The organism is Pseudomonas sp. R9.37 (assembly GCF_963878885.1).
Taxonomy (GTDB): domain Bacteria; phylum Pseudomonadota; class Gammaproteobacteria; order Pseudomonadales; family Pseudomonadaceae; genus Aquipseudomonas.
The window spans coordinates 1-24,616 of sequence record NZ_CAWNZA010000008.1; the positions used below are offsets into that span (position 1 = coordinate 1).

Consider the following 24,616-nt stretch of genomic DNA (forward strand, 5'->3'; position numbering starts at 1 on the left):
GTTTTGGGCGGTCGAAAAGTGCAGGTATGAAGGCATCGCGATGCGCCAACGATAATGTGTGCTTTCCTGATAGGCCCAGCTCCCAAACTTCCCGCTACCTCCGGGCCATGGGCGCTAAATCCCGGCCTTTCTATGCAATGGCCTTGCGCATGGCTATCATGCGTGCCTCATTGTGAGGCGATACTTGCATGCTGACGTTGTTAGAACTTCTGAAAGATGGCCGATTTCATTCCGGAGAAGCGCTGGGTGCCGCCCTGGGTGTCAGCCGCAGTGCTGTTTGGAAGCAGCTCCAGCACCTTGAGGCAGAGCTGAATTTGCCCATTCATAAAATTCGCGGCAAGGGGTACCAGTTGGCTTCGCCGCTGGTGTTTCTGAGCAAGGAAGAGATTGCGGTGAATGCCGCTTCTTTGGCATGGCCCGTCCACATCTCTGACTCTATCGACTCCACTAATGCTGAAGCCTTGCGTCTTGTCGACGCAGGCGTTGCTGCGCCATTTCTGGTGCTTGCTGAGCAGCAGACGGCCGGCAGGGGGAGGCGGGGCCGCACGTGGGTGAGTCCATTCGCTCAGAATGTCTACTACAGCCTTGTACTGCGCATCGAGGGTGGGCTGCGGCAGCTGGAGGGTCTTAGTCTTGTAGTGGGATTGGCGGTCATGCAAGCGCTGCGTGATTTGGGTGTGCAGGGCGCGGCCCTGAAGTGGCCAAACGACGTCCTCGTAGGACGCAAGAAAATTGCCGGCATCTTGCTTGAGTTGGTGGGTGACCCTGCAGACATCTGCCACGTGGTGCTCGGGATAGGCATTAATGGGAACATGCAGCAAGCTGCCGAGGTAGATCAGCAGTGGACCTCAGTGCAATTGGAAACGGGTGCGCCCGTCGATCGTAATTACTTGGTTGCGCAGCTAAGCCTGCAGCTGCAAAGCCACTTGGAGCGCCACAAGGCCTTTGGCTTTAGTGCGTTGCAGGAGGAGTGGGAGCGAAATCATTTGTGGCAGGGTAGGGCTGTGACTCTCATTGCAGGCGTCAATCAGATTGATGGGATTGTGCTGGGGATTGATCACCAGGGCGCGCTGCGTCTGAATGTCGATGGTGTTGAGAAAATATATAGCGGTGGTGAGTTAAGCCTGAGGCTGCGCGATGATTCTTGAGCTCGACTGTGGAAATAGCTTTATCAAGTGGCGGGTGCTTGATGCGCCGAGCATTAGCGCCTGCGCAGAGGGTGTTGTCGGTTCAGATCTCGCATTAATAGAAAGTCTGACCGCAATTCCGGGTCTGCTGCTGACGCGATGCCGTTTGGTGAGCGTTCGTGCTTCTGAGGAAACGGGAAAGTTGGTTGAGGCATTGCAGGAGGCATTTGGTGTCACAGTGGCTTGCGCTGCCTCAGCGAGAGAAATGGCGGGAGTGCGCAACGGTTATGAAGAGTACGAGCGCCTCGGGCTTGATCGCTGGTTAGCAATGCTTGGCGGTTTCAAGTTGGCGCCGGGTGCTTGCTTGGTGCTCGACTTCGGTACCGCCGCGACTGCGGACTTTATCGCTGCTGACGGTGAGCATCTAGGAGGCTTTATATGCCCTGGAATGCCCCTGATGCGCAGTCAGCTGCGAACACACACCCGCAAGATTCGCTACGACGATGCCGCAGCAGAGCAGGCCATGGAGCATCTTTCCCCAGGTCGAACCACCGTTGAGGCCGTTGAGCGTGGCTGCACGCTCATGCTTCGGGGGTTTGTATTGACCCAGCTTGAGTTGGCTCGGCGCTATTGGGGTGAGGATTTCACCGTCTTCCTGACGGGCGGGGATGCTGACCTGGTCTCGGATGCCGTACCGCAGGCTCGCTTTGTTCCGGATCTGGTTTTTGTGGGACTGGCGATGGCGTGCCCTTTGTTCTGAGGTTTTTTATGCGTTGGCTGTTTTTGCTCTTGCTCGTTCTCAATGCCTTCTATTACATCTGGCATCAACAAGAGGCGCCGTTGCGCGCTAAGGACGTTACGCCCCTGAGCCTCTATCGCGGCTCTCAGCAGGACATCCGGCTGTTGAGTGAGTCTTCTGATTCGGTTGTCCGCCGTGACCGGGCAAACGCCCCTGAGCCGCAAAATACATGCTTATACATAGGTGGCTTTGCTGATCAGCGACAAGCGCAGTTGCTTGAGCAGCGTCTCATGAGCCTGGATATAAAGGTCAAGGTGCAACTGCTCAATGTACCTGGCACTACCGGCTATTGGCTGCGTGTGTCCCCTGAAAGCAGGCGACTGGCCGATGATCTGCCCTTTGAAAACCTTGCTAAGGAATTCAATGAGTTAAAACATAAAATAATGTTGTGCGAAGGCGTTGCAAGTGTCGAATAGTTTGCATAGAATGGCGCCCGCTTCGCAGTGAAGACCTTTACGGTCTACAGCGTGAAGCGAAGGTCAACGCAGCTAAGCTCATATTTTTAATGAGAAAATGCTTGACAGAAGGCCGGCGTGATGTAGAATGCCGGCTCGCTTAGGAGGGGTTCCCGAGCGGCCAAAGGGATCAGACTGTAAATCTGACGTCTACGACTTCGAAGGTTCGAATCCTTCCCCCTCCACCATTTTTAGCGTGAGCTGCAAGCTCCGCGGGTATAGTTTAGTGGTAGAACCTCAGCCTTCCAAGCTGATGATGCGGGTTCGATTCCCGCTACCCGCTCCAAGTTTGCAGATTGTGCACGGTGTTTTGCTCTTGTAGCTCAGTTGGTAGAGCACACCCTTGGTAAGGGTGAGGTCAGCGGTTCAAATCCGCTCAAGAGCTCCATATAACAAGGCAGATATGAAAATATCTGCCTTTGTTTTAACAGCTAACTCGGCTTGATAGTGTTCTGCCTGGCGTGAATGTCGGGTGATTTCAAGTCTCTAGGGGTTGGTTGTTGTAAAGTCTTTTTCAGGCCTGCATAATGGTCGGCCTGATTTTGTTTTAGGTCAGTAGCTCAATTGGCAGAGCGACGGTCTCCAAAACCGTAGGTTGGGGGTTCGATTCCCTCCTGACCTGCCAGATTCACGTGGTGTGTCTGGCTTTCTTTTCACAGGATCTTCATAGATGACTCCTAAGGCTGAAGCTCAAAGCTCTCGTTTCGATCTGGTCAAGTGGCTTGCTGTAGTCGCATTGGTGGTCGTAGGCGTTGTTGGCAATCAGTACTATTCTGCTTCGCCGATCCTGTATCGCGTACTCGCTTTGCTTGCCCTTGCTGCTGTAGCTGCCTTTGTAGGCCTGCAGACTGCCAAAGGCAAGTCTTTCGCAGTTCTGGTAAAGGAAGCTCGCACAGAGATCCGTAAAGTCGTTTGGCCGACTCGCCAAGAAACCACGCAGACCACGTTGATTGTTGTGGCTGTTGTTTTGGTTATGGCGTTGCTGTTGTGGGGGCTTGATTCCCTGCTCGGCTGGCTTGTTTCCTTGATTGTTGGCTAAGGGTGTCCCGTGGCTAAGCGTTGGTACGTTGTGCATGCTTACTCGGGTTACGAGAAGCATGTCATGCGCTCTTTGCTAGAGCGCGTAAAGCTGGCAGGCATGGAAGATGGCTTCGGCGAAATTCTGGTTCCCACTGAAGAAGTGGTTGAAATGCGGAATGGCCAAAAGCGTAAAAGCGAACGCAAGTTCTTCCCTGGCTACGTGCTGGTTCAGATGGACATGAATGAAGGTACTTGGCACTTGGTCAAGGACACTCCTCGTGTCATGGGTTTCATCGGCGGTACTGCTGATAAGCCTGCTCCGATCACTGACAAAGAGGCAGAAGCGATTCTGCGTCGTGTTGCTGACGGCAGCGACAAGCCTAAGCCGAAGACGTTGTTCGAGCCGGGTGAGGTTGTTCGTGTCACAGATGGTCCGTTTGCTGATTTCAACGGCACTGTCGAAGAAGTTAACTACGAAAAGAGCCGGATCCAAGTGGCGGTGCTCATTTTCGGTCGCTCTACTCCGGTAGAGCTGGAGTTCAGCCAGGTCGAAAAGGTCTAGCTGAGCAAGCATCCCAACCCCGCAGCCCTAGGCTGTGGGGTTTTGTCGTCACTGGGATAAACGCGCAAGTAACCGGGGAGCCTTTCGAGGCGATTGAACCCGTAATTGGAGTGCCTCATGGCCAAGAAGATTACCGCTTACATCAAGCTGCAAGTGAAGGCCGCTCAGGCCAACCCAAGTCCACCTGTCGGCCCGGCTCTGGGTCAGCACGGCGTGAACATCATGGAATTCTGCAAGGCCTTCAACGCCCGTACTCAGGGTCTTGAGCCAGGTCTGCCGACTCCAGTGATCATCACTGTATACAGCGACCGTAGCTTCACTTTCGAAACCAAGTCGACCCCGGCTTCGGTTTTGCTGAAGAAGGCTGCAGGTCTGACTAGCGGTTCCGCTCGTCCTAACACCGTTAAGGTTGGCACCGTAACTCGTGCTCAGCTGGAAGAAATCGCGAAAACCAAAAACGCGGATCTGACTGCAGCTGATATGGATGCAGCCGTGCGTACCATCGCCGGTTCTGCTCGTAGCATGGGCCTTAACGTGGAGGGTGTGTAATGGCTAAGCTGACCAAGCGCCAAAAGGCTATCGCCGGCAAAATCGAAGCAGGCAAGGCCTACAACTTTGTAGACGCTGCTGCCCTGCTGACCGAGCTGTCGACTGTCAAGTTCAGCGAGTCCGTTGACGTTGCTGTAAACCTGGGTGTTGACCCACGTAAATCCGACCAGGTCGTTCGTAGCGCTACTGTGCTGCCACACGGTACTGGCAAGACTGTACGTGTTGCTGTCTTCACCCAAGGCCCGGCAGCTGAAGCTGCTCTGGCCGCCGGTGCTGATCGCGTTGGCATGGACGACCTGGCTGCCGAAATGAAAGGCGGCGACCTGAACTACGACGTAGTTATTGCCTCCCCGGACGCAATGCGCGTTGTAGGTCAGTTGGGTCAGATCCTCGGTCCACGTGGTCTGATGCCTAACCCTAAAGTCGGCACCGTAACGCCAGACGTAGCTACCGCGGTTAAAAACGCCAAGGCTGGTCAGGTTCGTTATCGCACCGACAAAAACGGCATCATTCACACCTCCGTTGGCAAAGTCGGCTTTGATGCCGTCAAGCTGAAGGAAAACGTTGAAGCCCTGATCGCTGATCTGAAGCGTATCAAGCCAGCTTCCTCGAAAGGTATCTACGTTAAGCGCGTTACCCTGAGCACCACTATGGGCCCAGGTCTGGTCATCGACCAAGGCTCGCTGGACGTATAAGACACAAGTTGGCGCGAGCGATCGCGCTGATTGAAAAAATTGGGGTCCCTGCCTGGCGGGGGCTATCCAAGACCGTAGGCGGCGCAAGTCTTAAACCACAAGCCTACGCAGATGGTGCTCCCGGTTCCTTACCGAATCAGACACCAAAACGACATCCGGCTTCGGCCAGATGAAACGGTAACAAGCAGGAGTTAAACCCGTGGCAATTAATCTCGAAGACAAGAAGGCCATCGTCGCTGAAGTCAACGAGGCTGCCAAAGCTGCTCTGTCCGCTGTCGTGGCTGATGCCCGTGGTGTGACAGTAGGCGCTATGACCGGACTCCGTAAAGAGGCTCGTGAAGCTGGCGTATACGTACGTGTTGTACGTAACACCCTGCTCAAGCGCGCTGTTGCTGACACTGAATACAGTGTCCTCAACGACGTGTTCACCGGCCCGACTCTGATCGCGTTCTCCAAAGAACATCCAGGCGCTGCTGCCCGTTTGTTCAAGGAATTCGCCAAGAGTCAGGATAAGTTCGAGATCAAGGCAGCTGCGTTCGAGGGCAAGTTCCTCGCAGCTAACCAAATCGACGTACTGGCAACACTGCCGACCCGTAACGAAGCTATTTCGCAGCTGATGAGCGTGATTCAAGGCGCTACCAGCAAGCTGGCTCGTACTCTGGCTGCAGTTCGCGAGCAAAAAGAAGCTGCCGCAGCCTAAGGCTGAGCACCTCCTTTCGCGTATTTTTGTTTATTTCGATGGCCGCGTAGGCCGTCCCCCAATTCAGGAAATACAGTAATGTCTATCTCCCAAGAAGATATCCTCAACGCCGTAGCTGAAATGTCGGTTCTGCAGGTTGTTGAGCTGATCAAAGCTTTCGAAGAAAAATTCGGCGTTTCCGCTGCTGCTGCTTCCGCTGGCCCAGCTGTTGCTGCTGTTGCTGCTGAAGAGCAAACCGAATTCAACGTCATGCTGCTGGAAGCTGGCGAGAAGAAAGTAAACGTGATCAAGGCAGTTCGTGAACTGTCCGGTCTGGGCCTGAAAGAAGCCAAGGCTGTAGTTGACGGCGCTCCTGCCCAGGTTCTGGAAGCAGTGTCCAAAGACGCAGCTGACAAAGCCAAAGCAGTGCTGGAAGAAGCAGGCGCTAAAGTCGAGCTGAAGTAAGCATCGACCTTGCGTCTCCAGCCCAAGCGTTAAGCTGAAGGCTGATGGCTGGTGGCTCTTGCCACCGGCCTTTTTCCGTTCTTGGCTGTCGACTCGGTCGCCGCCACTAACGCGCTGTAGCCACCCGATGCGGTGGTGCAAACCATGGGGTTTGCGAGATTTTCTGGCTGCTCCCGTCGGGAGGGGCCAAACAAGCAGGTGACCAAGCTGGGGAACGCTGATGGCTTACTCATATACTGAGAAAAAACGTATCCGCAAGGACTTTAGCAAGTTGCCGGACGTCATGGATGTCCCGTACCTTCTGGCTATCCAGCTGGATTCGTATCGTGAATTCTTGCAAGCGGGAGCGACTAAAGATCAGTTCCGCGACGTGGGCCTGCATGCGGCCTTCAAATCCGTTTTCCCGATCATCAGCTACTCCGGCAATGCTGCGCTGGAGTACGTCGGTTATCGCCTGGGCGAACCGGCATTTGATGTCAAAGAATGCGTGTTGCGCGGTGTTACGTACGCCGTACCTTTGCGGGTAAAAGTCCGTCTGATCATTTTCGACAAAGAATCGTCGAACAAAGCGATCAAGGACATCAAAGAGCAAGAAGTCTACATGGGCGAAATCCCATTGATGACTGAAAACGGTACCTTCGTTATTAACGGTACCGAACGCGTTATCGTTTCCCAGCTGCACCGTTCCCCGGGCGTGTTCTTTGACCACGACCGCGGCAAGACGCACAGCTCCGGTAAGCTCCTGTACTCCGCGCGGATCATTCCGTACCGCGGTTCGTGGTTGGACTTCGAGTTCGACCCGAAAGACTGCGTGTTCGTGCGTATCGACCGTCGTCGCAAGCTGCCGGCCTCGGTACTGCTGCGCGCGCTCGGCTATACCACCGAGCAAGTGCTGGATGCCTTCTACACCACCAACGTGTTCAGCCTGAAGGATGAAACCCTCAGCCTGGAACTGATTGCTTCGCGTCTGCGTGGTGAAATTGCTGTCCTGGATATCCAGGATGAAAACGGCAAGGTCATCGTTGAAGCCGGCCGCCGTATTACTGCGCGCCACATCAACCAGATCGAAAAAGCCGGTATCAAGTCGCTGGACGTGCCTTTGGACTACGTCCTGGGTCGCACCACCGCCAAGGTCATCGTTCACCCGGCGACAGGTGAAATCCTGGCTGAGTGCAACACCGAGCTGAACACCGAGATCCTGGCAAAAATCGCCAAGGCCCAGGTTGTTCGCATCGAGACGCTGTACACCAACGACATCGACTGCGGTCCGTTCATCTCCGACACACTGAAGATCGACTCCACCAGCAACCAATTGGAAGCGCTGGTCGAGATCTATCGCATGATGCGTCCTGGTGAGCCACCAACCAAAGACGCTGCCGAGACCCTGTTCAACAACCTGTTCTTCAGCCCTGAGCGCTATGACCTGTCTGCGGTCGGCCGGATGAAGTTCAACCGTCGTATCGGTCGTACCGAGATCGAAGGTTCGGGCGTGTTGTGCAAGGAAGACATCGTCGCGGTACTGAAGACTCTGGTCGACATCCGTAACGGTAAAGGCATCGTCGATGACATCGACCACCTGGGTAACCGTCGTGTTCGCTGCGTAGGCGAAATGGCTGAGAACCAGTTCCGCGTTGGCCTGGTACGTGTAGAGCGTGCGGTCAAAGAGCGTCTGTCGATGGCTGAAAGCGAAGGCCTGATGCCGCAAGACCTGATCAACGCCAAGCCAGTGGCTGCGGCGGTGAAAGAGTTCTTCGGTTCCAGCCAGCTCTCGCAGTTCATGGACCAGAACAACCCGCTCTCCGAGATCACCCACAAGCGCCGTGTTTCCGCACTGGGCCCGGGCGGTTTGACGCGTGAGCGTGCAGGCTTTGAAGTTCGTGACGTTCACCCGACGCACTACGGTCGTGTTTGCCCGATCGAAACGCCGGAAGGTCCGAACATCGGTCTGATCAACTCCCTGGCCGCTTATGCGCGCACTAACCAGTACGGCTTCCTCGAGAGCCCGTACCGCGTAGTGAAAGACGCTCTGGTTACCGACGAGATCGTGTTCCTGTCCGCCATCGAAGAAGCTGATCACGTGATCGCTCAGGCTTCGGCCACGATGAACGACAAGAAAGTCCTGATCGACGAGCTGGTAGCTGTTCGTCACTTGAACGAGTTCACCGTTAAGGCGCCGGAAGACGTCACCTTGATGGACGTTTCGCCCAAGCAGGTAGTTTCTGTTGCAGCGTCGCTGATCCCGTTCCTGGAACACGATGACGCCAACCGTGCGTTGATGGGTTCCAACATGCAGCGTCAAGCTGTACCGACTCTGCGTGCTGACAAGCCGCTGGTAGGTACCGGCATGGAGCGTAACGTAGCGCGTGACTCCGGCGTTTGCGTCGTGGCTCGTCGTGGCGGTGTGATTGACTCTGTTGATGCCAGCCGTATCGTGGTTCGTGTTGCCGATGACGAAGTTGAAACTGGCGAAGCCGGTGTCGACATCTACAACCTGACCAAATACACCCGCTCGAACCAGAACACCTGCATCAACCAGCGTCCGTTGGTGAGCAAGGGTGATCGCGTTCAGCGTAGCGACATCATGGCCGACGGCCCGTCCACCGACATGGGTGAACTGGCTCTGGGTCAGAACATGCGCATCGCGTTCATGGCATGGAACGGCTTCAACTTCGAAGACTCCATCTGCCTGTCCGAGCGTGTTGTTCAAGAGGACCGTTTCACCACGATCCACATTCAGGAACTGACCTGTGTGGCACGTGACACCAAGCTTGGGCCAGAGGAAATCACTGCAGACATCCCGAACGTGGGTGAAGCTGCACTGAACAAACTGGACGAAGCCGGTATCGTTTACGTAGGTGCTGAAGTTGGCGCAGGCGACATCCTGGTCGGTAAGGTCACTCCGAAAGGCGAGACCCAACTGACGCCGGAAGAGAAGCTGTTGCGTGCCATCTTCGGTGAAAAAGCCAGCGACGTTAAAGACACCTCCCTGCGTGTACCTACCGGTACCAAGGGTACTGTCATCGACGTACAGGTCTTCACCCGTGACGGCGTCGAGCGTGATGCTCGTGCACTGTCCATCGAGAAGACTCAACTCGACGAGATCCGCAAGGACCTGAACGAAGAGTTCCGTATCGTTGAAGGCGCGACCTTCGAACGTCTGCGTTCCGCTCTGGTAGGCCACAAGGCCGAAGGCGGCGCAGGTCTGAAGAAAGGTCAGGACATCACCGACGAAATCCTCGACGGTCTTGAGCACGGCCAGTGGTTCAAACTGCGCATGGCTGAAGATGCTCTGAACGAGCAGCTTGAGAAGGCTCAGGCCTATATCGTTGATCGTCGCCGTCTGCTGGACGACAAGTTCGAAGACAAGAAGCGCAAACTGCAGCAGGGCGATGACCTGGCTCCAGGCGTGCTGAAAATCGTCAAGGTTTACCTGGCAATCCGTCGCCGCATCCAGCCGGGCGACAAGATGGCCGGTCGTCACGGTAACAAAGGTGTGGTCTCCGTGATCATGCCGGTTGAAGACATGCCGCACGATGCCAATGGCACCCCGGTCGACGTCGTCCTCAACCCGTTGGGCGTACCTTCGCGTATGAACGTTGGTCAGATCCTTGAAACCCACCTGGGCCTCGCGGCCAAAGGTCTGGGCGAGAAGATCAACCGTATGATCGAAGAGCAGCGCAAGGTCGCAGACCTGCGTAAGTTCCTGCACGAGATCTACAACGAGATCGGCGGTCGCAACGAAGAGCTGGACACCTTCTCCGACCAGGAAATCCTGGATCTGGCGAAGAACCTGCGCGGCGGCGTTCCAATGGCTACCCCGGTGTTCGACGGTGCCAAGGAAAGCGAAATCAAGGCCATGCTGAAACTGGCAGACCTGCCGGAAAGCGGCCAGATGCAGCTGTTCGACGGCCGTACCGGCAACAAGTTTGAGCGCCCGGTTACTGTTGGCTACATGTACATGCTGAAGCTGAACCACTTGGTAGACGACAAGATGCACGCTCGTTCTACCGGTTCGTACAGCCTGGTTACCCAGCAGCCGCTGGGTGGTAAGGCTCAGTTCGGTGGTCAGCGTTTCGGGGAGATGGAGGTCTGGGCACTGGAAGCATACGGTGCTGCTTACACTCTGCAAGAAATGCTCACAGTGAAGTCGGACGATGTGAACGGTCGGACCAAGATGTACAAAAACATCGTGGACGGCGATCACCGTATGGAGCCGGGCATGCCCGAGTCCTTCAACGTGTTGATCAAAGAAATTCGTTCCCTCGGCATCGATATCGATCTGGAAACCGAATAACACGTGACGCGAATCGAGAGCGGGGCTGTTTAGCCCGCTCTCTGCTCCGCCAGGAGGAAAGGCCTTGAAAGACCTACTGAATTTGCTGAAAAACCAGGGTCAAGTCGAAGAGTTCGACGCCATCCGTATTGGATTGGCATCGCCTGAGATGATCCGTTCGTGGTCGTTCGGTGAAGTTAAAAAGCCGGAAACCATTAACTACCGTACGTTCAAACCTGAGCGTGACGGCCTGTTCTGCGCCAAGATCTTTGGCCCGGTAAAGGATTACGAGTGCCTGTGCGGTAAGTACAAGCGCTTGAAGCACCGTGGTGTGATCTGCGAGAAGTGCGGCGTTGAAGTTGCGCTGGCTAAGGTTCGTCGTGAGCGCATGGCGCACATCGAGCTGGCGTCGCCGGTTGCCCACATCTGGTTCCTGAAATCGCTGCCGTCCCGTATCGGCTTGCTGATGGACATGACCCTGCGTGATATCGAACGCGTTCTCTATTTCGAGAGCTATGTCGTTATCGATCCAGGCATGACCACCCTTGAAAAAGGTCAGCTGCTGAACGACGAGCAGTACTTCGAAGCGCTGGAAGAGTTCGGTGACGATTTCGATGCCCGCATGGGTGCCGAAGCGGTCCGTGAACTGCTGCACGCGATCGACCTGGAACACGAGATTGGCCGTCTGCGTGAAGAAATTCCGCAAACCAACTCCGAAACCAAAATCAAGAAACTGTCCAAGCGTCTGAAGTTGATGGAAGCCTTCCAGGGTTCCGGCAACTTGCCAGAGTGGATGGTGCTGACCGTTCTGCCGGTTCTGCCGCCAGACCTGCGTCCGCTGGTACCGTTGGATGGCGGTCGCTTCGCGACTTCCGACCTCAACGACCTGTACCGTCGCGTGATCAACCGTAACAACCGCTTGAAGCGCCTGCTTGATCTGTCCGCTCCGGACATCATCGTGCGCAACGAAAAGCGTATGTTGCAAGAAGCTGTCGATGCCTTGCTCGACAACGGTCGTCGCGGTCGCGCTATCACCGGTTCCAACAAGCGTCCTCTGAAATCCTTGGCTGACATGATCAAGGGTAAGCAAGGCCGTTTCCGTCAGAACTTGCTCGGTAAGCGTGTTGACTACTCCGGTCGTTCGGTAATTACCGTAGGCCCGACCCTGCGTCTGCACCAGTGCGGTCTGCCTAAGAAGATGGCACTTGAACTGTTCAAGCCATTCATCTTCGGCAAGCTCGAAATGCGCGGTCTCGCGACCACCATCAAAGCGGCCAAGAAAATGGTCGAGCGCGAACTGCCAGAGGTTTGGGACGTTCTCGCTGAAGTGATCCGCGAACACCCGGTTCTCCTCAACCGTGCACCGACCCTTCACCGTCTGGGTATCCAGGCGTTTGAACCGGTACTGATCGAAGGTAAGGCTATCCAGCTGCACCCTCTGGTCTGTGCTGCGTACAACGCCGACTTCGACGGCGACCAAATGGCCGTGCACGTACCGCTGACACTGGAAGCTCAGTTGGAAGCGCGTGCGTTGATGATGTCGACCAACAACATTCTGTCGCCAGCCAACGGTGAGCCAATCATCGTTCCGTCGCAGGACGTTGTATTGGGTCTGTACTACATGACCCGTGAAGCGATCAACGCCAAAGGCGAAGGCCGTGTGTTCGCTGACCTGCAAGAAGTTGACCGTGTGTTCCGTGCCGGCGAAGCCGCACTGCACGCCAAGGTTAAAGTGCGGATCAACGAAACCGTCAACGATCGTGACGGCGGCAGCGTGACCAACACCCGTATCGTCGACACCACTGTTGGCCGTGCGCTGTTGTATCAAGTTGTGCCAAAAGGTCTGTCGTATGACGTCGTCAACCTGCCAATGAAGAAAAAGGCGATCTCCAAGCTGATCAACCAGTGCTACCGCGTGGTTGGTTTGAAAGAGACCGTGATCTTCGCTGACCAGTTGATGTACACCGGTTTTGCTTACTCGACTATTTCTGGCGTTTCCATCGGTGTTAACGACTTCGTTATCCCGGATGAAAAAGCTCAGATCATCGGTGCTGCTACCGATGAAGTGAAAGAAATCGAGAGCCAGTACGCCTCCGGCCTGGTAACTCAGGGCGAGAAGTACAACAAAGTGATCGACCTTTGGTCCAAGGCCAACGACGAAGTGTCGAAGGCGATGATGGCAAACCTCTCGAAAGAGAAGGTTATCGACCGTCATGGCGTAGAAGTCGATCAAGAGTCGTTCAACTCGATGTACATGATGGCCGACTCGGGCGCACGGGGTTCTGCTGCGCAGATCCGTCAGCTCGCCGGTATGCGTGGCCTGATGGCCAAGCCGGATGGTTCCATCATCGAGACGCCGATTACTGCGAACTTCCGTGAAGGTTTGAGCGTACTTCAGTACTTCATCTCCACTCACGGTGCTCGTAAGGGTCTTGCGGATACCGCGTTGAAAACCGCTAACTCCGGTTACCTGACACGTCGTCTGGTAGACGTTGCACAAGACTTGGTTGTGACTGAAGTTGACTGCGGCACCGAACACGGTCTGCTGATGACTCCGCACATCGAAGGCGGCGACGTTGTAGAGCCGTTGGGTGAGCGCGTACTGGGTCGAGTAATCGCCCGTGACGTATTCAAGCCAGGTACCGAGGAAATTATCGTTCCTGCCGGCACTCTGGTAGACGAGAAGTGGGTCGAGTTCATCGAACTCAACAGCATCGACGAAGTGATTGTTCGCTCGCCGATCAGCTGCGAAACCCGCTACGGCATTTGCGCCAAGTGCTACGGCCGTGACTTGGCTCGTGGCCATCAGGTGAACATCGGTGAAGCGGTCGGCGTTATCGCTGCCCAGTCCATCGGTGAGCCGGGTACCCAGCTGACCATGCGTACGTTCCACATCGGTGGTGCGGCAAGCCGGACCTCCGCAGCTGACAGCGTTCAGGTGAAGAATGGCGGTACCGTCCGTCTGCACAACCTGAAACACGTTGAGCGAGTGGATGGCCACCTGGTTGCCGTATCCCGTTCCGGTGAGCTGGCAATCGCTGATGACTACGGTCGTGAGCGTGAGCGTTACAAGCTGCCGTACGGTGCTGTGATCTCGGTTAAAGAAGGTGACAAGGTCGACGCTGGCGCAATCGTGGCCAAGTGGGATCCGCACACTCACCCAATCGTTACCGAAATGAAAGGTACCGTGACCTACGTGGGCATGGAAGAAGGCATCACGATCAAGCGTCAGACTGACGAATTGACCGGTATGACCAACATTGAAGTACTCGACGCGAAAGATCGTCCAGCTGCCGGTAAGGACATCCGTCCTGCCGTGAAGATGGTCGATGACAACGGCAAGGACTTGTTGCTGCCAGGCACTGACGTAATCGCTCAGTACTTCCTGCCAGCCAACGCCTTGGTCGGTGTAGCGGATGGTGCGAAGATCGCGATCGGTGATGTTATCGCGCGTATCCCGCAAGAAACTTCGAAGACCCGCGACATCACCGGTGGTCTGCCGCGTGTTGCCGACTTGTTCGAAGCTCGTCGTCCGAAAGAAGCGTCGATTCTGGCTGAAGTCAGCGGCACCATCGCGTTCGGTAAAGAGACCAAGGGCAAGCGCCGTCTGGTTATTACTCCGAACGACGGTAGCGATCCGTATGAAGAGCTGATTCCGAAGTGGCGTCACCTGAACGTCTTCGAAGGCGAACAGGTAAACCGCGGCGAAGTTATCTCCGACGGCCCGAGCGATCCACACGACATCCTGCGTTTGCTGGGTGTGAGTGCGCTGGCCAAGTACATCGTTAACGAGATCCAGGACGTTTACCGTCTGCAAGGCGTGAAGATCAACGATAAGCACATCGAGACCATCCTGCGTCAGATGCTGCGTAAAGTTGAAATCGCTGAATCCGGCGATTCCAGTTTCATCAAGGGCGACCAGATGGAACTGACTCACGTATTGGTAGAAAACGAACGTCTGGGCGCGGAAGACAAATTTGTCTCCAAGTTCACTCGTGTGTTGCTGGGTATCACCAAGGCGTCGTTGTCCACTGAGTCGTTCATCTCGGCGGCCTCCTTCCAGGAGACCACTCGCGTACTGACCGAAGCAGCGGTAACCGGCAAGCGCGATTACCTGCGCGGCCTGAAAGAGAACGTGGTCGTGGGTCGTTTGATCCCGGCAGGTACCGGTTTGGCTTACCACAGCGAGCGCAAGCGTCGCCGTGATGCTGACAAGCCGCTGCGCGTAAGCGCCAGTGAAGTGGAAGCTGCACTGACCGAAGCGCTGAACTCAAGCGGTAACTGAGTTCTGCGGTAAATAAGTCTGGGCCCTGGCAGCCCCCATTCGTCGGATCGAGGCAATTTTGCCCCGGTTCGATGAGAGGGGAGGTCGGGGCCTTGCCTTGACTGGGGGCAAGATCCTCTTTAGACTCTTGTACCCCTAAATTTGGCGGGAATTCGTTCCTGCCATTTTGCTTTTCTTGCAAGACAATAGCGTCGCAAGACAACAGTGGAGCTAGTAGATGGCAACTATCAACCAGCTGGTACGTCAGCCGCGTAAGCGTATCGTCGAGAAATCCGACGTACCTGCGCTGCAGAACTGCCCGCAACGTCGTGGCGTATGCACTCGCGTGTATACCACTACGCCGAAAAAACCTAACTCGGCACTGCGTAAAGTATGCCGTGTGCGCCTGACCAACGGTTTCGAGGTTTCCTCGTACATCGGCGGTGAAGGCCACAACCTGCAAGAGCACAGCGTGGTACTGATCCGCGGCGGTCGTGTAAAAGACTTGCCAGGTGTTCGTTACCACACCGTACGCGGCTCCTTGGATACTTCCGGCGTTAAAGGTCGTAACCAGGGTCGTTCGAAGTACGGTACCAAGAAGCCTAAGTAGTAGCGGCTTTTTGTAAAACTGAATCATCTTATTTTCTGAGTCGATAAGAGTAAGGTCGGAGGCGTCCCGAAAGGGCACTGATTCCGAGCGAACCTGAAGACCGTTTGAGGGCTTATCCATGCCAAGAAGACGCGTAGCAGCCAAGCGCGAAGTGCTTGACGATCCAAAATACGGAAGCCAAATTCTGGCCAAGTTCATGAACCACGTGATGGAAAGCGGCAAGAAAGCCGTTGCCGAGCGTATCGTTTATGGCGCGCTGGAAAAGGTTAAAGAACGCAAGAACAGCGACCCCCTGGAAATCTTCGAGAAAGCTCTCGACGCCATCGCTCCGCTGGTCGAAGTGAAGTCGCGCCGTGTAGGCGGTGCTACTTACCAGGTTCCGGTCGAAGTTCGTCCGTCCCGTCGTAACGCTCTGGCAATGCGCTGGTTGGTAGACTTCGCCCGTAAGCGCGGCGAGAAGTCTATGGCTCTGCGTTTGGCTGGCGAACTGTTGGACGCTGCTGAAGGTAAAGGTGCTGCTGTTAAGAAGCGTGAAGACGTGCACCGTATGGCTGAAGCTAACAAAGCTTTCTCGCACTACCGCTTCTAATCTTAGCTTCACTAATTTTGCGAGGGCTTTATGGCTCGTACTACTCCGATTAGCCGCTACCGTAACATCGGTATCGTTGCTCACGTGGATGCTGGTAAAACCACCACCACCGAGCGCGTACTGTTTTACACCGGCAAAAGTCACAAAATGGGCGAGGTGCATGACGGCGCCGCGACCACAGACTGGATGGTTCAGGAGCAGGAGCGTGGTATTACCATTACTTCTGCTGCTATTACCGCCTTCTGGAAAGGTTCCGAGAAGCAGTACAAAGACGAGCACCGCTTCAACGTAATCGATACCCCAGGCCACGTAGACTTCACCATTGAAGTTGAACGTTCCCTGCGTGTACTCGACGGCGCTGTCGTTGTGTTCTGCGGTACCTCGGGTGTTGAGCCTCAGTCGGAAACCGTATGGCGTCAAGCCAACAAATACGGCGTTCCACGTCTTGTTTACGTAAACAAGATGGACCGTGCTGGCGCTAACTTCCTGCGCGTGATCGGTCAGATCAAGCAGCGTCTGGGTCATACTCCGGTGCCAATCCAATTGGCTATCGGTTCCGAAGACAACTTCCAAGGTCAGATCGATCTGATCAACATGGAAGCTGTTTACTGGAATGATTCCGACAAAGGTATGGTTCCTGTTCGTAAGCCTATCCCTGCAGAACTGCAGGAACTGGCTGACGAGTGGCGCAACAACATGGTTGAGGCTGCTGCCGAAGCCAGCGAAGAGCTGATGAACAAGTACCTCGAAGGTGAAGAACTCACCAACGCGGAAATCAAGGCCGCTCTGCGTCAGCGTACTATCGCTGGTGAAATCGTCCTGGCTGTTTGCGGTTCCTCGTTCAAGAACAAGGGTGTTCCCCTGGTTCTCGATGCTGTGATCGACTACCTGCCTGCTCCAACCGACATTCCTGCTATCAAGGGTACCAACCCTGATAACGAGGAAGAAGAAATGGAGCGTCATGCAGACGACAGCGAGCCGTTCTCGGCCCTGGCGTTCAAGATCGCTACCGACCCATTCGTGGGTACCTTGACCTTCGTCCGCGTTTACTCGGGCGTGTTGGCATCCGGCGACGGCGTGATCAACTCGGTTAAAGGTAAGAAAGAGCGCGTGGGTCGTATGGTGCAAATGCACGCAAACGCCCGTGAAGAGATCAAGGAAGTACGCGCTGGTGACATCGCGGCCCTGATCGGCATGAAGGACGTCACCACGGGTGAGACTTTGTGCGACGCTGCTAAGCCAATCATCCTGGTTCGCATGGACTTCCCGGAGCCGGTTATTTCGGTTGCCGTAGAGCCTAAGACCAAGGATGACCAGGAAAAAATGGGTATCGCTCTGGGCAAACTTGCTCAGGAAGATCCATCTTTCCGCGTCAAGACTGATGAAGAGACTGGTCAAACGATCATCTCCGGCATGGGCGAGCTGCACCTGGACATCCTGGTTGACCGGATGCGCCGTGAGTTCAACGTCGAAGCCAACATCGGTAAGCCTCAGGTTTCCTATCGTGAGCGCATCACGAAGAACTGTGAAATCGAAGGCAAGTTCGTTCGTCAGTCCGGCGGTCGTGGTCAGTTCGGTCACTGCTGGATCCGTTTTGCTCCTGCTGACGAAGGTCAGGAAGGTCTGCAATTCGTGAACGAAGTAGTTGGTGGTGTTGTTCCTAAGGAATACATCCCGGCTATCCAGAAGGGTATCGAAGAGCAGATGAAGAACGGTGTTGTTGCCGGCTATCCGCTGATCGGCCTGAAAGCAACCGTTTTTGACGGTTCTTACCACGACGTCGACTCCAACGAGATGGCGTTTAAGGTGGCTGCTTCCATGGCAACCAAGCAACTGGCCCAGAAGGGCGGTGGTGAGTTGCTTGAGCCAATCATGGCGGTAGAAGTTGTTACACCTGAAGACTATATGGGTGATGTCATGGGCGACCTTAACCGTCGTCGCGGCATGATCTTGGGTATGGAAGACACGGTTTCCGGCAAAGTGATTCGCGCCGAGGTTCCGTTGGGTGAGATGTTCGGTTATGCGACCGACGTTCGCTCCATGTCTCAGGGTCGCGCAAGCTACTCTATGGAATTCAAAAAATACAACACAGCTCCGGCGCACATCGCTGAAACTGTATCCAAAAAACAAGGCTGATTCAGTCCTTTAGGCAAGGAGTTAATTGTCGTGGCTAAAGAAAAATTTGATCGTTCCCTACCGCACGTCAACGTTGGCACCATCGGTCACGTTGACCACGGTAAAACCACTCTGACTGCTGCTCTGACTCGCGTTTGCTCCGAAGTATTCGGTTCCGCAATCGTTGATTTCGATAAAATCGACAGCGCACCAGAAGAGAAAGCTCGTGGTATCACCATCAACACCGCGCACGTTGAATACAACTCGTTGATCCGTCACTACGCTCACGTTGACTGCCCAGGTCACGCTGACTATGTGAAGAACATGATCACCGGTGCTGCCCAGATGGACGGCGCAATCCTGGTTTGCTCGGCCGCTGATGGTCCGATGCCGCAAACCCGTGAGCACATCCTGCTGTCCCGTCAGGTAGGTGTTCCGTACATCGTGGTTTACCTGAACAAGGCTGACCTGGTAGACGACGCTGAGCTGCTGGAACTGGTTGAGATGGAAGTGCGCGATCTGCTGAGCACTTACGACTTCCCAGGCGACGACACTCCGATCATCATCGGTTCTGCTCGTATGGCTCTGGAAGGCAAAGACGATAACGAAATGGGCACCACGTCCGTTCGTAAACTGGTTGAAACTCTGGACAGCTACATCCCAGACCCAGTTCGTGTTATCGACAAGCCGTTCCTGATGCCAATCGAAGACGTATTCTCGATCTCCGGTCGCGGTACTGTTGTAACTGGTCGTATCGAGCGCGGTATCGTTAAGGTTCAAGATCCACTGGAAATCGTTGGTCTGCGTGACACTACCGTCACCACCTGCACCGGTGTTGAAATGTTCCGTAAGCTGCTCGACGAAGGTCGTGCTGGCGAGAACTGCGGCGTTCTGCTGCGTGGTACCAAGCGTGACGACGTTGAGCGTGGCCAGGTTCTGGTTAAGCCAGGTTCGGTTAAGCCGCACACCAAGTTCGAAGCTGAAGTGTACGTGCTGAGCAAAGAAGAAGGCGGTCGTCACACTCCGTTCTTCAAAGGCTACCGTCCACAGTTCTACTTCCGTACTACTGACGTGACTGGTAACTGCGAACTGCCGGAAGGCGTTGAAATGGTTATGCCAGGCGACAACATCAAAATGGTTGTTACCCTGATCAAAACCATCGCAATGGAAGACGGTCTGCGCTTCGCTATCCGTGAAGGCGGCCGTACCGTTGGTGCTGGCGTTGTAGCTAAAATCATCGAGTAATTATCTCTTCCGAGATAGCCTTGATGTTTTGAAGAGGCCCCCGCTCAGCGGGGGCCTTTTTTATTGGGTTGACACCTATCTGGGCCGTCTATAGAATTGCGCCTCCTTTTAACGGGCGTATTGCGCTCGCTGGGAATAGCAGCCGGAGTCTGAAATCCAATGCAAAATCAGCAAATCCGTATCAGGTTGAAGGCTTTTGACCATCGCCTGATCGACCAATCCACCCAGGAAATCGTGGAAACCGCGAAACGTACTGGTGCTCAAGTGCGTGGTCCAATTCCACTGCCTACCCGTAAAGAGCGGTTCACCGTTCTGGTCTCCCCGCACGTCAACAAAGACGCGCGTGACCAGTACGAGATCCGTACTCATAAGCGCGTACTGGACATCGTCCAGCCAACGGATAAAACCGTTGATGCACTTATGAAGCTCGATCTGGCGGCCGGTGTGGAAGTACAGATCAGCCTCGGCTAAGACTTGGGTCTTAGTCGTGTAACGCTCTGAAATGGGCGGCCATAGCGGGTGAAAGCCCCGTACACTCATGAGGTTTACAACATGACTATTGGTGTAGTCGGTCGTAAATGCGGTATGACCCGTATTTTCACCGAAGAAGGTGTCTCCATTCCGGTCACGGTCATTGAGATCGAACCGAATCGCGTCACCCAGTTCAAAACTGAAGAAACCGATGGCTATCGTGCAGTGCAAGTCACTGTCGGCGAGCGTCGTGCTTCGCGCGTGACTGCTGCTCAAGCAGGTCACTTCGCTAAAGCAAACGTTGCAGCTGGTCGCACTGTTATGGAGTTCCGTCTCGAAGACGGCGACTACCAGGCTGGCGATCTGATCAACGCTGAAATCTTCGCTGCTGGTCAACTGGTTGATGTAACCGGTCAGTCCAAAGGTAAAGGCTTCCAGGGTACGATCAAGCGTTGGAATTTCCGTGGTCAAGACAACACTCACGGTAACTCCGTTTCCCACCGCGTCCCGGGCTCTATTGGCCAGTGCCAGACTCCTGGTCGTGTATTCAAGGGCAAAAAAATGTCCGGTCATATGGGCGCTGAGCGCGTGACCGTGCAGTCCCTCGAAGTAGTGCGCGTCGACGCTGAACGCAATCTGTTGTTGGTCAAGGGTGCTGTTCCTGGCGCTACTGGCGGCAACCTGGTTGTACGTCCAGCGGCCAAGGCTCGCGGTTAAGGGGAAGCTGACATGCAATTAAATGTAAATGACGCTCAAGCGATCGAAGTTTCCGAACTGACATTTGGCGGCGAATTCAACGAGACGCTGGTTCACCAAGCAGTCGTGGCCTACATGGCCGGCGGCCGTCAAGGTAGCAAGCAGCAAAAGACCCGTTCCGACGTACGTGGTGGCGGTAAGCGCCCTTGGCGTCAGAAAGGTACTGGCCGTGCTCGTGCCGGTACTATCCGTAGCCCAATCTGGCGTGGCGGCGGTACCACTTTCGCAGCTCGTCCTCAGGATCACACTCAGAAGCTCAACAAGAAGATGTATCGCGCAGCACTGCGCTCCATCCTTGCTGAACTCGTGCGTACTGATCGTCTGGTCGTGGTTCAGGACTTCGCTGTTGAAAGTCCAAAAACCAAAGATCTGCTGGGCAAACTGAACAACATGAGCCTGACCGACGTTTTGATCGTGTCCGAAGCTGTTGATCAGAACCTGTACCTGGCTGCTCGTAACCTGCCTCACGTTGATGTACGTGACGTGCAAGGTTCCGATCCAGTTAGTCTGATCGCATACGACAAGGTGTTGATCACTGTGTCGGCCGTGAAGAAATTCGAGGAGCTGCTGGGATGAACCAGGAACGCGTATTTAAAGTTCTGCTTGGCCCGCACGTTTCCGAAAAGGCTACGGTTCTGGCTGACAAGAAAGGCCAGTTCGTTTTCAAGGTTGCAACTGACGCAACCAAGCTGGAAATCAAGAAGGCCGTCGAAAGCCTGTTCAGCGTGAAAGTTGAGCGTGTTACTACCCTGAATGTTCTGGGTAAGAGCAAGCGCACTGCTCGCGGTCTGGGCAAGCGTAATGACTGGAAGAAGGCAGTTATCTCCCTTCAGCCAGGCCAAGATCTCGATTTCAGCAGCAGTGCTGAGTAAGGAAGGGGTGCATCATGGCAATCGTTAAATGCAAACCGACTTCCCCTGGCCGCCGTTTTGTGGTCAAGGTGGTCAACCAGGAGCTGCATAAAGGCGCTCCTCACGCACCGCTGCTCGAGAAGAAATCGAAGACTGGTGGTCGTAACAACAATGGTCGTATTACCACTCGTCACATCGGTGGTGGCCATAAGCAGCATTATCGTCTGGTCGACTTCCGTCGCAACGACAAAGATGGCATCGCTGCCACTGTCGAGCGTATCGAATACGATCCAAACCGTACTGCTCACATCGCTCTGCTGCTGTACGCAGATGGCGAGCGTCGCTACATCATCGCCCCTAAAGGCGTGAGCGCTGGCGACCAGCTGATCGCAGGTGCTCTGGCACCGATCAAGCCGGGCAACGCTCTGCAACTGCGCAACATTCCAGTTGGTAGCACCGTACACGGCATCGAATTGAAGCCAGGTAAAGGCGCGCAAATCGCTCGTTCCGCTGGTGCTTCGGCTCAGCTGATCGCTCGTGAAGGTGTCTACGTGACCCTGCGTCTGCGTTCTGGTGAGATGCGTAAAGTGCTGGCTGAATGCCGCGCGACGCTGGGTGAAGTCTCGAACTCCGAGCACAGCCTGCGTTCGCTGGGTAAAGCTGGTGCCAAACGCTGGCGTGGCGTTCGCCCAACCGTTCGTGGTGTTGCCATGAACCCGGTTGACCACCCACACGGTGGTGGTGAAGGTCGTACCTCTGGTGGTCGTCATCCGGTATCGCCATGGGGCTTCCCGACTAAGGGCGCGAAGACTCGTGGTAATAAGCGTACCGACAAAATGATCGTCCGTCGTCGCAAGTAAATAGAGGGATACGACAGTGCCACGTTCTCTGAAAAAAGGTCCTTTTATTGATCTTCACCTACTGAAGAAGATCGAAGTGGCGGCGGAAAAGAACGATCGCAAACCAGTTAAAACCTGGTCGCGTCGTTCGATGATCCTGCCACAAATGGTCGGTTTGACCATCGCAGTACACAACGGTCGTCAACACGTCCCAGTTCTCGTTAACGAAGACATGGTCGGCCACAAACTAGGCGAGTTTGCCGGTACCCGCACTTATCGTGGGCACGTGGCAGACAAGAAAGCCAAGCGTTAAGGGGTAAGGAAATGGAAGTAGCCGCTAAGTTGTCGGGCGCTCGAATCTCCGCCCAGAAAGCCCGCTTGGTCGCCGACCAGATCCGCGGGAAGAAGGTGGGCGAAGCGCTCAACCTGTTGGCTTTCAGCAGTAAGAAAGCCGCCGAGATCATGAAGAAAGTGCTGGAGTCGGCCGTAGCCAACGCCGAGCATAACGAAGGCGCGGACGTTGATGACCTGAAGGTCAGCACCGTTTTCGTCAACGAAGGGCGTTCGCTGAAGCGCATCATGCCACGTGCCAAAGGCCGTGCTGATCGCATCGTCAAGCGGTCTTGCCATATCACTGTCAAGGTTGCTGACAAGTAACGGAGTCGAAGAGATGGGTCAGAAAGTACATCCCATTGGCATTCGCCTGGGAATCGTCAAGGAGCACACCTCCGTCTGGTACGCAGACGGTCGGACTTATGCGGACTATTTGTTCGCTGATCTGAAGGTGCGTGAGTATCTCCAAGACAAACTAAAAAGCGCGTCCGTAAGCCGTATCGATATCCATCGTCCGGCACAAACTGCACGTATCACCATCCACACCGCTCGTCCAGGTATCGTTATCGGGAAGAAAGGTGAAGATGTTGAGAAACTGCGTCAGGACCTGACCAAGCAAATGGGTGTGCCTGTGCACATCAATATCGAAGAGATCCGCAAGCCGGAGCTCGACGGTATGCTGGTTGCGCAGAGCGTAGCTCAGCAGCTGGAGCGTCGCGTAATGTTCCGTCGCGCTATGAAGCGCGCCGTGCAGAACGCCATGCGCATTGGTGCCAAAGGCATCAAAATCCAAGTGAGCGGTCGTCTCGGCGGTGCTGAAATCGCACGTACTGAATGGTATCGCGAAGGTCGTGTGCCACTGCACACCCTGCGTGCCGACATCGACTATGCCAACTACGAAGCTCACACCACTTACGGTGTGATCGGTGTAAAGGTTTGGATCTTCAAAGGCGAAGTAATTGGTGGTCGCCAAGAAGAACTGAAACCACAAGCACCAGCGCCTCGTAAAAAAGCTGCTAAGTAAGGGGTACGCCAAATGTTGCAACCTAAGCGTACGAAGTTCCGCAAGCAGATGACAGGCCACAACCGTGGTCTGGCACAGCGCGGTAGCAAAGTCAGCTTCGGCGAGTTCGCGCTGAAGTCTGTAGCTCGTGGTCGTCTCACCGCTCGTCAGATCGAGTCAGCGCGTCGTGCTCTGACCCGTCACGTAAAACGTGGCGGCAAGATCTGGATCCGTGTATTCCCGGACAAGCCGATCTCCAAAAAACCTCTCGAGGTTCGGATGGGTAAAGGTAAGGGTAACGTGGAATACTGGGTAGCCCAGATTCAGCCAGGCAAAGTCCTGTATGAAATCGAGGGTGTAACTGAAGAGCTGGCGCGTGAGGCTTTTGCCCTGGCTGCTGCAAAGCTGCCGCTCGCCACCGCCTTTGTTAAACGGACGGTGATGTGATGAAAGCGAATGAACTTCGTGAAAAATCCGCACAGCAGCTGAACGAGCAACTGCTCGGCCTGCTGCGCGACCAGTTCAATCTGCGTATGCAGAAAGCAACTGGCCAGTTGGGGCAGTCTCATCTGCTCTCGCAAGTTAAGCGTGACATTGCTCGCGTGAAGACTGTGCTCAACCAGCAGGCAGGTAAGTGATCATGGCTGAAGCCGAAAAGACTGTCCGTACGCTGACTGGCCGTGTTGTCAGCGACAAGATGGACAAAACCATCACCGTTTTGATCGAGCGTCGCGTTAAGCACCCGATCTACGGTAAATATGTTAAGCGTTCGACTAAGCTGCACGCGCACGACGAAACCAATCAGTGCCACATCGGCGACAAAGTCACTATTCGTGAAACTCGTCCGCTGGCCAAGACCAAGTCTTGGGCACTGGTTGATGTTCTCGAACGCGCTGTGGAAGTCTAAGGACTAGGG

At 55.0% G+C, this 24,616-nt stretch carries 26 protein-coding genes and 4 tRNA genes; all 30 read left to right on the plus strand.

Annotation, left to right across the window (positions count from 1 at the left end; genetic code table 11):
• Positions 1-188 precede the first annotated feature (188 nt).
• The 30 genes from birA (at position 189) to rpsQ (ending at position 24,607) form a co-directional block, all read left to right on the plus strand.
• Complete coding sequence (gene birA / locus AACU78_RS05490; RefSeq protein ID WP_106580211.1) at positions 189-1,148, plus strand: bifunctional biotin--[acetyl-CoA-carboxylase] ligase/biotin operon repressor BirA; 960 nt, start codon at positions 189-191, stop codon at positions 1,146-1,148.
• Positions 1,138-1,887 carry a pantothenate kinase gene (locus tag AACU78_RS05495; RefSeq protein WP_106580212.1) on the plus strand — a complete coding sequence of 250 codons (750 nt, stop codon included), beginning with the start codon at positions 1,138-1,140 and terminating at the stop codon, positions 1,885-1,887. Before birA ends, AACU78_RS05495 begins: the two co-directional genes overlap by 11 nt.
• An 8-nt stretch (positions 1,888-1,895) precedes the next feature.
• Positions 1,896-2,342 carry a hypothetical protein gene (locus AACU78_RS05500; protein WP_106580213.1) on the plus strand — a complete coding sequence of 149 codons (447 nt, stop codon included), beginning with the start codon at positions 1,896-1,898 and terminating at the stop codon, positions 2,340-2,342.
• 142 nt (positions 2,343-2,484) lie between these two features.
• Positions 2,485-2,569, plus strand: a tRNA-Tyr gene (locus AACU78_RS05505).
• Between the two features lie 24 nt (positions 2,570-2,593).
• Positions 2,594-2,667, plus strand: a tRNA-Gly gene (locus AACU78_RS05510).
• A 26-nt stretch (positions 2,668-2,693) separates the two neighbouring features.
• Positions 2,694-2,769 (plus strand) — tRNA-Thr (locus AACU78_RS05515).
• 161 nt (positions 2,770-2,930) lie between these two features.
• Positions 2,931-3,006 (plus strand) — tRNA-Trp (locus tag AACU78_RS05520).
• Between the two features lie 45 nt (positions 3,007-3,051).
• Entirely contained in the window at positions 3,052-3,420 is a 369-nt protein-coding gene (gene secE, locus AACU78_RS05525; RefSeq protein ID WP_003194658.1) for a preprotein translocase subunit SecE, read from the plus strand.
• A gap of 9 nt (positions 3,421-3,429) precedes the next feature.
• Positions 3,430-3,963 (plus strand): transcription termination/antitermination protein NusG, encoded by a 534-nt coding sequence (nusG, locus tag AACU78_RS05530; protein WP_003176436.1) that lies wholly within the window; start codon positions 3,430-3,432, stop codon positions 3,961-3,963.
• 117 nt (positions 3,964-4,080) lie between these two features.
• Complete coding sequence (gene rplK / locus AACU78_RS05535) at positions 4,081-4,512, plus strand: 50S ribosomal protein L11 (protein ID WP_003176435.1); 432 nt, start codon at positions 4,081-4,083, stop codon at positions 4,510-4,512.
• Positions 4,512-5,207: a 50S ribosomal protein L1 gene (gene rplA / locus AACU78_RS05540; protein ID WP_003232403.1), complete on the plus strand. Its 696-nt coding sequence runs from the start codon at positions 4,512-4,514 to the stop codon at positions 5,205-5,207. The genes rplK and rplA overlap by 1 nt, the downstream gene beginning before the upstream one ends.
• Positions 5,208-5,406: 199 nt before the next feature.
• Positions 5,407-5,907 (plus strand): 50S ribosomal protein L10, encoded by a 501-nt coding sequence (gene rplJ / locus AACU78_RS05545; protein WP_010174464.1) that lies wholly within the window; start codon positions 5,407-5,409, stop codon positions 5,905-5,907.
• Positions 5,908-5,985: 78 nt separating this feature from the next.
• On the plus strand, positions 5,986-6,351 hold the full coding sequence (gene rplL / locus AACU78_RS05550; RefSeq protein WP_106580214.1) for a 50S ribosomal protein L7/L12: 366 nt from the start codon (positions 5,986-5,988) through the stop codon (positions 6,349-6,351).
• A gap of 220 nt (positions 6,352-6,571) precedes the next feature.
• Positions 6,572-10,645: a DNA-directed RNA polymerase subunit beta gene (gene rpoB, locus AACU78_RS05555; protein ID WP_053258275.1), complete on the plus strand. Its 4,074-nt coding sequence runs from the start codon at positions 6,572-6,574 to the stop codon at positions 10,643-10,645.
• A gap of 64 nt (positions 10,646-10,709) precedes the next feature.
• A complete protein-coding gene (rpoC, locus tag AACU78_RS05560) occupies positions 10,710-14,909 on the plus strand; it encodes a DNA-directed RNA polymerase subunit beta' (RefSeq protein ID WP_015886137.1) in 4,200 nt (1,399 codons plus the stop codon).
• A 217-nt stretch (positions 14,910-15,126) separates the two neighbouring features.
• A complete protein-coding gene (rpsL, locus tag AACU78_RS05565) occupies positions 15,127-15,498 on the plus strand; it encodes a 30S ribosomal protein S12 (RefSeq protein ID WP_002555494.1) in 372 nt (123 codons plus the stop codon).
• A 118-nt stretch (positions 15,499-15,616) separates the two neighbouring features.
• Positions 15,617-16,087, plus strand: coding sequence for a 30S ribosomal protein S7 (gene rpsG / locus AACU78_RS05570; protein ID WP_002555493.1), 471 nt, complete (start codon positions 15,617-15,619; stop codon positions 16,085-16,087).
• Between the two features lie 30 nt (positions 16,088-16,117).
• Positions 16,118-18,223, plus strand: coding sequence for an elongation factor G (gene fusA, locus AACU78_RS05575; RefSeq protein WP_106580215.1), 2,106 nt, complete (start codon positions 16,118-16,120; stop codon positions 18,221-18,223).
• Between the two features lie 30 nt (positions 18,224-18,253).
• Positions 18,254-19,447 (plus strand): elongation factor Tu, encoded by a 1,194-nt coding sequence (gene tuf, locus AACU78_RS05580; protein WP_003176426.1) that lies wholly within the window; start codon positions 18,254-18,256, stop codon positions 19,445-19,447.
• Positions 19,448-19,606: 159 nt separating this feature from the next.
• The gene (rpsJ, locus tag AACU78_RS05585; protein WP_003186070.1) at positions 19,607-19,918 is read left to right on the plus strand and encodes a 30S ribosomal protein S10; all 312 of its coding nucleotides are present in this window, start codon (positions 19,607-19,609) and stop codon (positions 19,916-19,918) included.
• Positions 19,919-19,999: 81 nt separating this feature from the next.
• Positions 20,000-20,635 (plus strand): 50S ribosomal protein L3, encoded by a 636-nt coding sequence (rplC, locus tag AACU78_RS05590; RefSeq protein ID WP_003194649.1) that lies wholly within the window; start codon positions 20,000-20,002, stop codon positions 20,633-20,635.
• A 12-nt stretch (positions 20,636-20,647) separates the two neighbouring features.
• Positions 20,648-21,250: a 50S ribosomal protein L4 gene (rplD, locus tag AACU78_RS05595; protein WP_017135963.1), complete on the plus strand. Its 603-nt coding sequence runs from the start codon at positions 20,648-20,650 to the stop codon at positions 21,248-21,250.
• Positions 21,247-21,546, plus strand: a complete 300-nt coding sequence (rplW, locus tag AACU78_RS05600; RefSeq protein WP_002555488.1) for a 50S ribosomal protein L23 — start codon at positions 21,247-21,249, stop codon at positions 21,544-21,546. Before rplD ends, rplW begins: the two co-directional genes overlap by 4 nt.
• Positions 21,547-21,560: 14 nt before the next feature.
• Positions 21,561-22,385 carry a 50S ribosomal protein L2 gene (gene rplB / locus AACU78_RS05605; RefSeq protein ID WP_003210080.1) on the plus strand — a complete coding sequence of 275 codons (825 nt, stop codon included), beginning with the start codon at positions 21,561-21,563 and terminating at the stop codon, positions 22,383-22,385.
• Between the two features lie 16 nt (positions 22,386-22,401).
• Positions 22,402-22,677 (plus strand): 30S ribosomal protein S19, encoded by a 276-nt coding sequence (gene rpsS / locus AACU78_RS05610; protein WP_002555486.1) that lies wholly within the window; start codon positions 22,402-22,404, stop codon positions 22,675-22,677.
• An 11-nt stretch (positions 22,678-22,688) separates the two neighbouring features.
• Entirely contained in the window at positions 22,689-23,021 is a 333-nt protein-coding gene (rplV, locus tag AACU78_RS05615) for a 50S ribosomal protein L22 (RefSeq protein ID WP_003103908.1), read from the plus strand.
• Positions 23,022-23,034: 13 nt separating this feature from the next.
• Positions 23,035-23,721 carry a 30S ribosomal protein S3 gene (gene rpsC / locus AACU78_RS05620; RefSeq protein WP_003176422.1) on the plus strand — a complete coding sequence of 229 codons (687 nt, stop codon included), beginning with the start codon at positions 23,035-23,037 and terminating at the stop codon, positions 23,719-23,721.
• A gap of 12 nt (positions 23,722-23,733) precedes the next feature.
• Positions 23,734-24,147, plus strand: coding sequence for a 50S ribosomal protein L16 (gene rplP, locus AACU78_RS05625; RefSeq protein WP_003232424.1), 414 nt, complete (start codon positions 23,734-23,736; stop codon positions 24,145-24,147).
• On the plus strand, positions 24,147-24,338 hold the full coding sequence (rpmC, locus tag AACU78_RS05630) for a 50S ribosomal protein L29 (RefSeq protein ID WP_002555481.1): 192 nt from the start codon (positions 24,147-24,149) through the stop codon (positions 24,336-24,338). Before rplP ends, rpmC begins: the two co-directional genes overlap by 1 nt.
• Before the next feature lie 2 nt (positions 24,339-24,340).
• Entirely contained in the window at positions 24,341-24,607 is a 267-nt protein-coding gene (gene rpsQ, locus AACU78_RS05635; RefSeq protein ID WP_003176419.1) for a 30S ribosomal protein S17, read from the plus strand.
• The last annotated feature ends 9 nt before the right edge of the window (positions 24,608-24,616 follow it).